The following is a 14,163-nucleotide window of genomic DNA, read 5'->3' as shown; positions in this document are numbered from 1 at the left end:
CCTCCATAGATCATCAAATTTCTTTTAACTTAGGTCACCCTCGCGCACTTACTAAGTGTCGGATGGATTGTTAGCACTAGAATCGGTGTTTGAAGTGGAATTGTTGTTTGAAGTCGTTGACGCTGCCTGATAAGTGACAACATAGGTCCCAGTTCCTAGCAAATTTCGATGACCTTGGAATTCGTCGTATACATTCAATCGGATCGCGCCGCCACCTAGAGTTTTGTAAAGATTGCTTGTGAATGTTGTGGTGTATGACTTGAAGTTCCCTAATGGTAGATCTGTGCCCAGTGTTAATGTCTTCTCCATCGTTTGTCCGAAGGGGTCGATCAGCTCTAGTACAAGCTTGTGCTCATAGGTACCCGATTCGTAAAGCGTGCTGCTCGACAGGTTGTAGGTTAGGACAGTGCTTAGCGTATCTTTTCCACCAGTGACGGTGGCGACTGCATTTGTAACGGATAGGGTATAAGGGAACAATTCTACATCCAAAAGATTGCTTTTTGACTCTACCGCAACATTATTTAGTCCCAGTGACACCGTATTGATATATCCCGTTGATTTCCCGCCAGGAGCCGTAAGTTTTCCTTCGGATACCCCTTCACCGACATAAAGAACAAGCTGAGAAGGATCTACTCCTAGTGGGAGCTTAGTCCAGACGGTAACCAGATTTTTTCCGTTAGGGCTCGTGGAAGTTGTAGACTGGTTGACCTCGGCTTCGTAATATTGATTGTCAGGCGTTTTGTAATAAGCTACGAGTTGAGCCTGCTCCGATTTACGTGTTTCCTCACTGTTCATTTCCAGTTCTGTGTACATGATATTGGAGCTCGCACCCTGATAAACCGTTGTCCGGCGCTCTAACACTTCTGCTTTTTTACTTTCAAGGTCAATTTGGAAGGAATTTAGTGCTGCAACTTCCTGAACACGGCTGTCCAACTGATTTGTACTTAAAGAAAGAAAATTAATTTTGCTTTCGCCGGAGGTTTCTTGCAGCGTTATTTTTAATTGATTGAACTGGTAGGTGTAAGGAACATTGGCCACGACATAAACGTCTGCGGATTCATTTGGCCCGAGTATGGTTTGCGTGCTTTCTGTGACAACTTGGGAAGTGCTGCTAATATCACTCTCACCAGCTTTAATGACACTTGTAAATGCAGGAAGCTGCACAGAGGTCGATTTCGTGTTGCGAATATTGATTTTAGCTACAAGCTGATCTTTGTCTGCCCAAGGTAGCCGCTGGATGTTCTCAAGCTTGACAGCAAATGTGCCGTGACTGTTCTCCAGCGCATATTCTGTATCCTGCCAATTGTTAGTTTGGAGTGTGTAAGGAATCTGATAATAGGCCGTAGGAAAAATGATCTTACCCTCTACAGCGGGTTCAGTCATTTGCAGCTGTAGCGTTCCTTGAGCTATCGTTAGCGGAACTTCTGCACTGAGCTCAATTATTTTTTCTTCAAGGGGTTTGAGTGTAAGGTTTGCGAAAGCCTTCGTGTCCACCGGAAAGCTGTATCCTTCAGCGGCTTTAACGGTAAACTCATAAGCAGGCAAAGTAATCGCCTTGTTGCCGCTATTTTTTACTCGAAATTGCAGCGTCCACTTCGCGGTGCCGTTGTCGGCATAGACATTGGCGCTTTTTAACTGCGTCTCGACAGTATTATTGTTGATCGTAAGCTTCTTGATGACATTGCTAGCTACGACAAGATCTGGTGTGGTAGCAGCGGGAAGGTTATAGGTGACGATGGGCAAAGCTATTTTTAATGAGGTATCTTCTCCAGCAAACTGCAGAGTCATATTGTCTGTCTTCATATAAGAGGGAATTTCCGTCATGTAGTAGATCGTCTTTTTTTCCTGTGGCTGTACTTTGTAGTTACTGCTCGCATCATCAAGCGTTAATTCAAATACAGATCCTCCTGCAGATGCGAGGTATCCCTTAAGTCCAGGATCACTTAGCACTTTGGTTCCTTGATTGGTTAAGCTCACACCTACTTTGGCGTATACCTTACCGTTATATTTGTAAATTTGCAGACTTTCCGTTTTGGTTGTTACGGGCTGATTATTCAAGGTTATCTTTTTACTTTGGCCTCTAGCGACCGCTTGTGAAAAAGCCACAGGCAAGGTGAAGGTCCCCAGCTTTTTTTGATAATCGGTACTGCTGAAATCCCAACCGAATACTGAAATCTTCACTCCATTTAAAAATGTAGATTTACCGACGTTTGCGTAATAGGTTACGGATTGACTGCTTTTGGAGGGGATAGATTTGATGGTTGCACTGCTGGTTACTGGGCTTCCTTGGATAACGGTTCCTCCGGCAGTAGTTACTTTAGAGAAATAGTCCACAAGATTGATGCTGCTTCCGCTCCCATTGTTATAGCTGAGGGTGTATGTAAGAATATTGCCGCCATCCTGAGTCAAAAAGCCAACATCGGTCAGCTTCACACTAAAGTTACTCTTTAAAGCTATCGAGCCGAGTTTATCCAGAGTGGATACAGTATTGGCAGTTGCTGTTTTTGTGGATGAAGTAGTCGTTGATGCAGCGTATGCTCCATACGCTGAAGCTTGACTCAGAACTGCTGCGCTAAGTATGATCACAGCTACTTTTGTTCTTCGTGCATGCATGTAATTCCCTCCCGGTATGAAAGTCCTTGTATTTTGAAGGTGATTTATGATTGAGTACAACCATGCCTTCTTAATAATGGAAATTATCAAGCTCCGCTGAACGTTAGCTGAAAAAAAGTCCCCAAAATGGCTCTGAACCTTAAAGCCAGCTTAAAGCCAGATAAAAATTGCCCTAATTATGCTTGAACTTGTCAAAACGACAGATTTTGCATATAATAAACAGACATATCTCTTGCATAAAAGAGATACCTGACAATTAGATTGAATTGTGAAATGCAGTGATGGAGAAGAGTACACAGTGCCTGACTTACAGGGAGGAGACGCCGGTGATTGAGAGCGTTTCTAGGATACAGAGCTGTCGAAGTTCACTCCGGAGCAGTTCCTTGAATTCCTTAAGATTGCCTTGTAAGGAAGCGTAGGGGAAACCGGTCACAGACCGTTATTTCTGTATAAAGTGAGATAAGTATCTGTCCAGCCAAAAGAGGGAATGAAGCTCTTAAGGGGAACAGATCAGCTTGTCTAACAAGGGTGGTACCACGGTCTTTTCGTCCCTTACCGGGAGGAAAGGCCTTTTTTTGTTGAACTAGACAATGATTGAAGGGGGCTGTACACGGCCATGAAAGAGAAGTTGGAAGCATTGAAGGTTGAGGCGCTGGCTAAGTTGCAGGAGGTTATGGATCCACAGGTTTTGAATGACCTAAGAGTGAAATATCTCGGTAAAAAAGGCGAGCTTACAGAAGTTCTACGTGGTATGGGAGGACTTAGTGCTGAGGAGCGTCCGGTTATCGGGCAAGTAGCAAATCAGGTGCGTAGTGCCATTGAGGAGATTATTGGAGCGAAGCAAGAGGCTTTTCAACAGCAAGAGACTCAGCAACGTCTACAGGCTGAAAAAGTAGACGTAACCCTGCCGGGTCGCCGCATGCAGCAAGGGGGCGTTCACCCGCTTAGCAGAGTGGTTCAGGAAATTGAGGATATTTTCATTGGTATGGGCTACCGTGTGGCTGAAGGCCCGGAAGTGGAGACCGATTATTATAACTTTGAAGCCCTAAATCTGCCTAAAAATCACCCGGCACGTGATATGCAGGATTCCTTTTATTTAACGGATGACCTGCTTATGCGTACTCAAACGTCTCCGGTACAGATTCGTACTATGCAGGCTATGAACGGTGAAGTTCCAGTTAAAATCATTTGCCCGGGTAAAGTATTCCGCCGCGATGATGACGATGCAACGCATTCCTTCCAGTTCCATCAAATTGAAGGTTTGGTTATTGGAAGCAACATTCGGATGAGTGATCTGAAAGGCACCTTGCAGCAATTCGTACAAGAGATGTTCGGCCCGAATACAGACATTCGTCTTCGTCCGAGCTTCTTCCCATTCACCGAGCCAAGCGTTGAAGTGGATGTAAGCTGCTTCAAATGTGGCGGGGATGGCTGCAGACTGTGCAAGCAAAGCGGATGGTTAGAAATCCTTGGCGCCGGCATGGTGCATCCAAATGTTCTGAAAATGGGTGGCTATGATCCTGCTAAGTATAGCGGCTTCGCATTTGGTATGGGTGTTGAGCGGATTGCTATGCTTAAATACGGCATCGATGACATCCGTCATTTCTATAACAACGATATGAGTTTTGTAAAGCAGTTCAAGGGCGTTTAGATTTTTGGTGGGCGAGCTGGCTGACGGGTTAGGAGTAAGTAGTAATTGGGTTACTGATCTTGCTTAATAAAACACTATTAATAGAAGGAACGGAGAGGAATTTTGGAACTGTAGAAGCGCTAGCGTTCGCCTTTATCCTCGGATTTCTACCACGAGAAGCGGTTCTAATCAGGAAATCTGAGGATAACAGCGATCGGAAGTCCAATATTTTTCGTAGTGACTGCTCTAAATAGGACGGGTATGAAGCTTTGATCGAGTAATCCTAAATTGTACTACTCCCACAGGAAGCAGATCGAACGGCAAGTAGATAAATACATCTGAAACATAAAGGAAGTGAGCGGACATGAAAGTATCAACCGGATGGTTGGCTGATTATACATCGATTGAAGGAGTAACCGCCGAAAAGCTAGCGGAGAAGATTACCGCTGCCGGCATTGAAATTGACGGAGTAGAGCGCCGCAATAAAGGGATTTCCGGCATCGTAACCGGCTATGTGAAATCGAAGGAAAAGCATCCTGATGCGGATAAACTGAACGTATGTATCGTGGATGCAGGTCAAGGTGAAGATCTGCAAATCGTCTGTGGTGCAAAGAATGTAGCTGCGGGACAAACCGTTCCTGTAGCTCTTGTTGGCGCTAAGCTGCCAGGGCTGGATATCAAAAAAGCGAAGCTGCGCGGGGTGTTATCACAAGGGATGATCTGCTCGGCTAAAGAATTGGGACTCAATGATAAAATGCTTCCTAAGGAGCAGCAAGAAGGAATTCTTGTACTTCCTGAAGGTACAGAGATCGGTCAAGATATTTCAAAGTTGCTGGGTCTAGATGATGAAATTCTGGAATTCGATCTGACTCCGAACCGTTCAGACTGTCTAAGTATGATTGGTGCTGCTTATGAAGTGAGCGCGATTCTTGGACGTGACATCAAATTACCTGATCCTGCGAGTGAAATGATTGAGATCAGCGGAGCAGCTGCTCAATCTATTTCCGTTAAGATTGAGAATGAAGAACATTGCAGTCATTACGCAGTTCGTTATATCTCAGGTGTTAAACCTGCAGCATCCCCGCTGTGGATTCAGAATCGTCTGATGGCGGCAGGGATTCGTCCAATTAACAACATCGTAGACATCACTAACTATGTGATGCTCGAATACGGACAGCCGCTTCATGCTTTTGATGCAGATAAAATAGAAGGCGGAGAACTCGGCGTTCGTCTTGCTCATGAAGGTGAAGTCCTGACTACACTTGATGGCCAAGAACGGAAGCTTGAGCCACATATGCTCGTTATCGCTGATGGAGCTAAGGCTGTAGCTCTGGCTGGAGTAATGGGAGGTCAGGATACGGAAGTTACTGCTGAGACGGTAAATCTCGTTCTGGAATCCGCTAAGTTTGACGGAGGAACCGTTCGTAAAACCTCGCGTCAACTGGGACTTCGCTCGGAAGCATCGCTTCGTTTCGAGAAAGAAGTGGATCCAAATGCAGTGATCCCTGCATTGAATCGCGCTGCAGTACTTATTGCACGTTATGCTGGCGGATCTGTGCATGAAGGAATTGTGCAAGCAGGAACAGTCGCAGGAGAAGAGAAGGTACTTACTTTGTCCTTGGAGAAGCTGAACCGTTATCTCGGAACAGATCTGTCCTTGCTAGAAGTGAAGACATTGTTTGGTCGTCTACATTTCAAATGCGGGGATACCGCACAAGGATTGATCGAAGTTCAGGTGCCAACTAGACGTGGCGATATCAGCTATGATGTTGACCTTATCGAAGAAATTGCTCGTCTGTACGGGTATGACAATATTCCAACGACTCTGATTGAAGGTGTTACAACGCCAGGCGCATTGACGCATAAGCAATCACTCCGCCGTGAACTGCGTCGCCTGTTGTCGCATGGCGGTTATCAGGAAGTGATGGGTTACTCCTTCATCCAGCCGAAACAAAGCAAAATGTTCCCTGAGTTATCAGAAGGCTCACAAGCGGTTAAATTGGCTATGCCAATGAGTGAAGAACGCAGTGTACTGCGTACTAGCCTTCTGCCACAACTATTGGATATTGCTAGCTATAATACCAACCGTCGTCAAAGCGACCTAGCGTTGTTTGAAATCGGCAATGTCTTCTTCACAGATGAGGAACAGTTGACTCGTCAGCCGCGTGAGCTGCCGGTGCTGGGGGTGTTGCTTAGCGGTAGCCTAACCGTGAAGCAATGGAACGTTTCTGCACAGCCTGTAGATTTCTTTGATTTGAAAGGTGCGCTGGAATCAGTATTTGCTTATTTGGGTCTTACAGACAGAATTATCTACGAGGGAGATAGTCCAGAAGGGTATCATCCTGGACGTTCCGCGTCGGTATATTTAGTCGGAGACGAGGGTCGTGTGAAGATTGGAACTATGGGCCAGCTTCATCCGGAACTGCAAAGAGAGCTTGATCTAGTGGATACTTATGTAGCTGAGATTCTATTGCAGCCGCTGTATGATAACACGCAAAGCCGTCTGCAATATAATGAGCTTCCACGTTTCCCAGGTATGGAACGGGATATTGCAGTGGTTGTAGATTCAACGGTACCAGCAGGCGATCTGCTAGCTTCCATCCGTGCAAACGGAGGAACTTTGCTGCAATCCGTACAGGTATTCGACGTGTACACTGGTGGCAAGCTAGAGAGTGGAAAGAAGAGTATTGCGATCTCCCTGCTGTATCGTCACGGTGAACATACATTGACAGATGAAGAGGTTGGAGAGGTGCATGATAAGCTATTATCAGTCCTTCAACAAACTTTTGGTGCAGAATTAAGAAAATAGCAGGAATTGTGTAAAGCCGCAGCGAATCCATTTAGAAACTGAGATTCGCTGCGGCTTTTTCTGGGTAGAGTGAAATGCGGAGGATATCAGCGAATCTATTGAATACAAGGGATTTTGCCAAATGCTTAAGAAAAAAGCTACAATAGAAACAGTAAGACTAACTTAGAATCCGCACACATACAAAGGAGGGCACAACTGTGGCTATGGACCGGACACGTGTCGCCGTGGAGATATACGGAACTTCCTATAAACTCGTCGGAAGCAGCACTGAATATATGAAACAAGTGGCCCGTTATGTTGACGAACATATGCGCTCGATTTCTAAATCACACAACAGACTGGATACGCCGCGCATAGCGGTGCTTGCAGCAGTACATATGGCGGAGCAGGCTATTCAGGTTCAGGATTTTAAAAATGAACTCAACATGATGACTGGTGAACGCAGTGAACTGCGATTGGAAGTATCTCGCCTGCTGGAGGTTCAGCGGGAGCGGCAAGAAGAATATGAACGCCTTGAAGCGGCGGCTAAGGAAGAAGCTGAACGACTGATTGCTGCGGTTGAAGAAGAGCGCAAGCGTCATCTGGAGATTCAGGAGAATGAGCGCAAGGTACATGCTAACCAGCTGCAAGAGGCGACCCAAGCGGCTGAAGCCGCACGAGAGAAGCTGGAAGAGGAGCTGCTTGCGCGTGAGCTGGAGCTGCAGGCACTGCGGGCAAGTTATGAGGCTGAACAGTCTGCTATGCGTGAGAATCATCGAGAGGAACTAGCAAATGCAGAAGCCATCCGTCTACAGCAGTTGGAAGAGCAGAAGGCAGCGCATTTGCAAGAGCTGGAGAACATCCGTGAGACGCTGACTAAGGAGAATTCAGACTCCTTGTCTGCTCTGGAGCTTGAGTTAACCGAGACCAGGTCAACCTTAGAGAAACAGCTTGAGGAAACCAAATCAACATTAGGTAAGGAACTCGAGAAGACGAAGTTGACACTGGGTAAGGAGCTTGAGAGCACGACAACGAAGCTAAGCAAGGAATTGGCTGAAGAACGGGAAGCATTACAACGGGAGCTTGCTAAGAATAAGGAACTTCGTCAGTCACAAGGTACTCAGGAACATAGACATAAGCAAAACATTCAAGAGCTCGAGAAACAGTTGGCTGAGCTTCGTGGTGGAACAGGACAACTTCAGTCTAGACTCCGTTCGGCTGAAGCCAGTCTTAAGAGTGAACGAGATGCTCGTCAGACGCTGCTCGGACAATATGAAGCGGTGGTTAAACGTGAAGAAGAGCTCAGTGAGGAGCTGCGTACTGCTACTGAGCTAGGCACGCTGTTGAATGAAGAGCTGGAAGAATTGCGCCAGCGTTATCAGCAGTCTCAGAATGAAGCATCAGAGCTGCGGAAGTCACTACAGGAAACGAATGATAATCTGCACCGTGTTCAGGAAGAACTCGCTGGATCTCTGGCGGAGGCAGCAAATTGGCAGGAGCTCTCGGATAAACGGATGGAAGATATTAGTGAGCTTGAAATGAACCTACTGGAGACCGAAGAGAAATCTTTGGCGCTTCAAATGGAGATTGAGATCCTTCGTGGTCAAGCGGATGGATTAGTACAACAGTTAGATCAGGAAGCTCAGCTTCGTACAGATGCAGAACACGAAACTGCAGCACTCCGTGAACAAGGTGGACAGGTTCAGAAGGAACTGTCTGCACTTCGTGAACGCTATGAGGAACTGATCTCTCAATATGATGAAGTGCTGCAAGATGGAGAACGTCTACAGGAAAGATACCAACTGCTGCAAGAAGAAGGCGAAGAGACAGCTCGACGCTTAGAGGAATTGTCTGAAGCTAGCCTTGAGGCCGCTGCTACGGTTGCAGAGCAGCAGGATGTTCTGAGGGAAGCAGAGGCGTACGGCGCTTCTTGGAAGCAAAAGTACGAGGAATTATTCGAGCGACAGCAGCAGTGGAGTGATTTGGAAGCGAAGCTGCGTGAAGAGATAGATATTTGGCAGCAGGAGGCCGGTGAGGCTGAGGCTAAGCAGAAATCTATTGAACGTGAACGCAGTGAGGTGCTTCAGCAGCTTGGTGAAGTCGGCGAGAACTATGAATTGGCCCAAGGACAACTTCGTCTGCTACAGGTCCAGTTTGAGATGCATCAGAATGAGCTACAGAAGATGACGGATGAGCATCGTAATCTTCAAGAGGAATATGCCAAGCTTCAGAATGAATATAATGAATGGATTCAACTGATCGAACAGGACAGTTGAATGTCGGATGCAAGAAAGAGGGCTGTACCTGATGTGTAGAGAGATCTATTTCAGGTCAGCCCTCTTTGTTTAATATATTCGAAAGAATAAGTTTCACACCATGTCTTATATTTCTAACTTAAATAAAAAGCCGATCGTCAGGGCAATTCCCTAACGATCGGCTTTTTAATGATTCATCTATTCCACAATGATTTTTGCGTTCATGCCGCTATGTCCGGATCCACACATAATCGAACAGGTCATTTCGAATGTGCCGGCTTTCTCTGGAACAATTACTTTCGAGGACTTTTTGCTATTAAGCTGGAGTTCGAATTCAGGGATAAGGATACCGTGATTGCCACTATCATTTTTAAAAATAATTTTGACGGGTACACCTTTTTTTAGATGATATTCTTCCTGATCAAAGCTGTAATTCGTAGCTGTAATTGTAAGTTCTGTTTCTGCCTCGATCTCAGGCTCCGATGTGTTAGCATTGCCAGCAGCACTATCATTGCTGTTTCCACAGGCTGTAAGTGCTATAACGAACACAATTGAAAGTAGAATTGCAAATTTTTTAATGATCCAAACCTCCTCCTAAGAAGTCCAAGCATAGTGAAAATGTGACAATTATGTAGACATCATAACTTAAAATTTAAGTAAGCGCTTTGATTAAATGTGAAAAATCCGTGAACAAGGAAGACTGTTCAAACTTTGTCGTAAATTGCAAATAAATGATGAAAATATAACTAAAATTTATTATAATGAAAGCTATTACATTAACGTATAAAAGTAGGGGATACATATTTCAAGTACTAACGATACGCTAAATACGGAGGTTTGGCACCGTAGAATCTTAAAAGGTTATTGGATGGTAGTTATTCTTTTATTAATCTCACAGTTGCTGTTTTTGTCGAATATTGACCGACTTCAAATAAAAACAACCATGGACACGAATCTATGGCACTTATTTATAGGCTGTAATTTACTAATTGTGGTCCTTATGATTACTGCGGAGCTGTGGCTTCGTTATAGTAAACAATCCCCTAAATATGGGGTGGTTAGTTGTGGATTTTTAGTGTCCTACCTTATGTATTTTGTATTAGAGCCTTTTGTCGATGGTGCTCAGATGACGCTCATGATGCCGATTATGGTCGCTCTTATTTATTTTGATCGTAAGCTCCTGTATCTAATGGGACTATTTAGTATTGTGTTTTATGCGGGAGTATATTTTGGGTTGGAACGGCCATTCCTACATAAACCGCTGCTTGAGTTCTTAATAGTAGAGTGTGTGTTTATAATATTTGTAGGGATGGCTCTTGCTGTAATTATTCGTGCGCGGGAAGCGCGTGTAAATCTGGAGAGATTAACGAAGGAAGGCCAAGATCTAATGGTGGAGAGGGCTATTTCGGATAAGCTGCTGAAGATAGATGCACTCACTGGACTATATAATCATAAAACCTTTCATGAATATTTGGATTCATTATTGGAGCAATGTGAAAGCAACAATCTTCAACTACAGCTGGCGCTCTTCGATATAGATAACTTCAAGCAAGTTAATGATACCTACGGACATAGGGTTGGGGACCTTGTTCTTAAGGTAATTGCGGACAAGGTGGGCGGTATGATTGAGTTAAATGATTTTGCGGCTAGGTATGGCGGTGAAGAATTCGCTGTGATTTTTACAGACAAAAGTTTTTCAGAGTCTTATGAGGCTGTAGAAAAATTACGGATCAATATTGCTCAAATCGAGCATTTGCAGGCTGGAAATAAGCCGATTACTGTCAGCATTGGAATTTGTGATTATCAGCTTGGGGATGGGAAAGAGCTTCTTTTTCGTAAAACGGACAAAGCGCTCTATACAGCTAAAAAGCAAGGTAAGAACAGAGTGGTCAATTGTGCTGAGAGTCATGAAGCGGAGATTGTGTCATAAGGATAAAAACAACACAGAACCCTTATTACCGGAAAAGAACCGGAAATAGGGGTTCTGTGTTGTAAATAGCTTTCGTTACTTTGCTGCCTCAAACGGCGTGGATACCGGCAAAAACAAATCGACAATACCGATGACCAACGCCGCCAGGATAGCTCCTAGAATGGAAACGCTGACTCCACTCACTACGAATTGAGCGACCCAGATGACTAATGCACTAACGATGAAACCGACGATACCGCGCCCGAAGGGCGTTGCTTTTTTGCCAAAGATTCCTTCGACAACCCAGCCGAGTAACGCAATCACCAGTGCAAGGATTAGAGCGCTCCAGAAGCCACCAACCGAGAACTGTGGAACAATCCAACTAACGACCATCAGAACAAGCGCTGCTACAATAAAACGACCCACATGACTCAAGAAATTCACTGTACTAACCTCCTTTGGCCCAAGCTAAGGATATGTGCAGTTCTTATTGTGACCTTAATACTTGTTTTTATGCTTTAACCGATACCAAATAGCGAAATTGGCTTGAATTCTGTATAATGGAAACATCTATGAAGGGAGCTGTGACTGTAATTGGACGACAAAATTTTGCATACGCTTGAATATCGCAAGATTTTAAATAAATTAATGCAATATACGCAAACCTCAATGGGGCGAATGACTGCGGAGCAACTAAGACCGTCTGGTGATTTTGAAGGTGTGAAGAAGCTACTTCAAGCCACGGACGAAGCGGCTAATGTAGATCGTCTGAAGGGGATTCCTTCATTCGGCGGGATAAGCGATATTCGAGCAGCACTAAAACGTGCCTCTATAGGTGGAATGTTGGGAACAACTGAACTGTTGGCAGTGGGAACTACCATTGGCGGCGCACGAAGAGTCAAACGATTCCTGGCAGCTATGCATGAGGAGGAAAAGATTGAATTCCTATTTTCACTCAGCGATGTTTTATCGGAGCAAAAACATGTAGAAGATGCCATCCGTTTATGTATAGACGAGAACGCAGATGTACTTGACACAGCTAGCTCTGAATTAGCTACGATTCGCCGTGAATTGCGCGGAGGAGAGACCCGAATTCGTGAGAAGCTGGATTCCATGATTCGTTCTTCTTCCGTTGCTAAAATGCTGCAGGATCAGCTGGTAACCATTCGTGGAGATCGGTTTGTTATTCCTGTAAAAGCGGAGTATCGTGCGCATTTCGGGGGCATTGTACATGATCAGTCCGGATCAGGAGCCACTTTATTTATCGAGCCTGAGTCCATTGTGGCCATGAATAATAAGCTGCGTGAAACACGGCTGCGTGAAGAACGGGAGATCGAGATCATATTGCATAGGTTAACAGCGCTTGTAGCTGATATAGCCGAAGAAATGACTTATGATATCGATATTCTTGGCGAGCTTGACTTTATCTTCTCCAAGGCGCGTCTTGCCCGAGATATGAAGGCTACACAGCCTCGTATGAACGATCGAGGGTATTTGAAGCTGCGCAAAGGACGCCATCCACTTATTCCCTCGGAGCATGTCGTTCCTCTGGATGTGGAGCTCGGCAACCAATATAGCTCCATTATTGTAACCGGACCGAATACGGGTGGTAAAACCGTTACACTAAAGACCATTGGACTGTTGAGTCTCATGTCGATGTCTGGGTTGTTCATCCCTGCAGAAGAAGGCAGTCAAATGTGTGTTTTTGATGCCATTTATGCAGATATAGGCGATGAACAGAGCATTGAGCAGAGTCTGAGTACATTCTCCAGCCATATGACGAATATTATTTCAATTCTGCGTAGAATGACTCCCAAGAGTCTTATTCTGCTTGATGAAGTGGGTGCAGGAACGGATCCGGCAGAAGGGTCCGCGCTGGCGATTGCCATTCTGGAACATATTCACCGGACTGAATGCCGTATGGTCGCTACCACGCATTATAGCGAATTGAAAGCTTACGCTTATGAGCGTAAAGGGGTCATCAATGCCAGCATGGAATTCGATGTCCAAAGTCTCAGTCCTACCTATCGTTTGCTGATTGGTGTTCCTGGACGAAGCAACGCTTTTGCAATTGCAGAGCGGTTAGGTCTGCCAGGTGAGATTCTGGAGCATGCACGCGGCGAAGTGAAGGAAGAGGATCTACGTGTAGAGCATATGATTGCTTCTCTCGAAGAGAATCGACTTGGAGCGGAACAGGAACATGAGCGAGCAGAGAGTATCCGCCGCGAAGTAGAGGAATTACGCAGCAGACAGCAGCAAGAGCTGGAGAAGCTGGAAAGTCAGCGAGATAAACGACTGGAGAAAGCGGAGAAAGATGCCAGCGCAATCTTGGAGAAAGCGCGTAAAGAAGCTGAGGAAATTATCAGTGATTTACGACGCTTAGCTATGGAAGAAGGCGCTTCAGTCAAAGAGCATAAGCTGATTGAAGCACGGAGACGTCTAGACGAAGCCGAACCTTCACCGCGTAAGAAAGCCGCTACTCGTAAGCCTGCTAAGACTCCGCGGACGATTGGTCCTGGTGACGAAGTGAAAGTAGATAGCTTAAACCAAAAAGGTTTTGTAGTGGAATTAAGCGGCTCTAAAGAGGCTTTAGTACAGTTTGGGATCATGAAGATGAAGGTAAGCCTGGATGATTTGGAACTGCTCTCTTCGAAAGCAGCCTCTGTACCAACGCCCCTTCGGCAGGCGACAACCGTTAAACGCTCCCGTGATGAGAACATTCGTAGAGAACTGGATTTGCGAGGTACGAATTTGGAAGAAGCGATTATGGAGACGGATCGTTTTATTGATGAAGCCTTCTTAGGAAATCTGGGCCAAATTTCTATTATTCATGGTAAAGGCACAGGTGTGCTCCGCACAGGAATTCAAGAATATTTGCGTAAGCACAGACATGTTAAGAGCTATAGGCTTGGAAATTATAATGAAGGCGGCGCAGGCGTAACCGTGGCTGAGCTGCAATAGCGGGATT

8 protein-coding genes and 1 other annotated feature are annotated in these 14,163 nt (G+C 45.3%); of the genes, 5 read left to right on the top strand and 3 right to left on the bottom strand.

Going from position 1 to position 14,163, the window contains the following annotated elements; all coding sequences use genetic code 11:
- Positions 1–51: 51 nt before the first annotated feature.
- The gene (locus MKY52_RS01155) at positions 52–2,613 is read right to left on the bottom strand and encodes a hypothetical protein (protein WP_341049347.1); all 2,562 of its coding nucleotides are present in this window, start codon (positions 2,611–2,613) and stop codon (positions 52–54) included.
- Positions 2,614–2,882: 269 nt separating this feature from the next.
- Positions 2,883–3,169: a binding site (T-box leader), on the top strand.
- 60 nt (positions 3,170–3,229) lie between these two features.
- Here MKY52_RS01155 and pheS point away from each other — a divergent pair.
- From pheS to MKY52_RS01140, 3 genes are all read left to right on the top strand, one after another.
- On the top strand, positions 3,230–4,264 hold the full coding sequence (pheS, locus tag MKY52_RS01150) for a phenylalanine--tRNA ligase subunit alpha (protein ID WP_042186167.1): 1,035 nt from the start codon (positions 3,230–3,232) through the stop codon (positions 4,262–4,264).
- Between the two features lie 343 nt (positions 4,265–4,607).
- Entirely contained in the window at positions 4,608–7,052 is a 2,445-nt protein-coding gene (gene pheT / locus MKY52_RS01145) for a phenylalanine--tRNA ligase subunit beta (protein WP_341049345.1), read from the top strand.
- Positions 7,053–7,249: 197 nt separating this feature from the next.
- Positions 7,250–9,307, top strand: coding sequence for a hypothetical protein (locus tag MKY52_RS01140; protein ID WP_341049344.1), 2,058 nt, complete (start codon positions 7,250–7,252; stop codon positions 9,305–9,307).
- Positions 9,308–9,484: 177 nt separating this feature from the next.
- Here the strand turns inward: MKY52_RS01140 and MKY52_RS01135 are convergent, their stop codons facing one another.
- Positions 9,485–9,835, bottom strand: coding sequence for a cupredoxin domain-containing protein (locus tag MKY52_RS01135; RefSeq protein WP_341049342.1), 351 nt, complete (start codon positions 9,833–9,835; stop codon positions 9,485–9,487).
- A 319-nt stretch (positions 9,836–10,154) separates the two neighbouring features.
- Here MKY52_RS01135 and MKY52_RS01130 point away from each other — a divergent pair, with 319 nt between their 5' ends.
- Positions 10,155–11,216: a GGDEF domain-containing protein gene (locus tag MKY52_RS01130; RefSeq protein WP_341049341.1), complete on the top strand. Its 1,062-nt coding sequence runs from the start codon at positions 10,155–10,157 to the stop codon at positions 11,214–11,216.
- Between the two features lie 75 nt (positions 11,217–11,291).
- Here the strand turns inward: MKY52_RS01130 and MKY52_RS01125 are convergent, their stop codons facing one another.
- Positions 11,292–11,639: a phage holin family protein gene (locus MKY52_RS01125; RefSeq protein ID WP_042186173.1), complete on the bottom strand. Its 348-nt coding sequence runs from the start codon at positions 11,637–11,639 to the stop codon at positions 11,292–11,294.
- A 150-nt stretch (positions 11,640–11,789) separates the two neighbouring features.
- Here MKY52_RS01125 and MKY52_RS01120 point away from each other — a divergent pair, with 150 nt between their 5' ends.
- Positions 11,790–14,156, top strand: coding sequence for an endonuclease MutS2 (locus MKY52_RS01120; RefSeq protein ID WP_341049339.1), 2,367 nt, complete (start codon positions 11,790–11,792; stop codon positions 14,154–14,156).
- The last annotated feature ends 7 nt before the right edge of the window (positions 14,157–14,163 follow it).

It is taken from the genome of Paenibacillus sp. FSL P4-0184 (genome assembly GCF_038004625.1).
Taxonomy (GTDB): Bacteria; Bacillota; Bacilli; order Paenibacillales; family Paenibacillaceae; genus Paenibacillus_AQ.
Note: the sequence above shows the minus strand (reverse complement) of the source record. Positions and strands in the feature narration are given on the sequence as shown.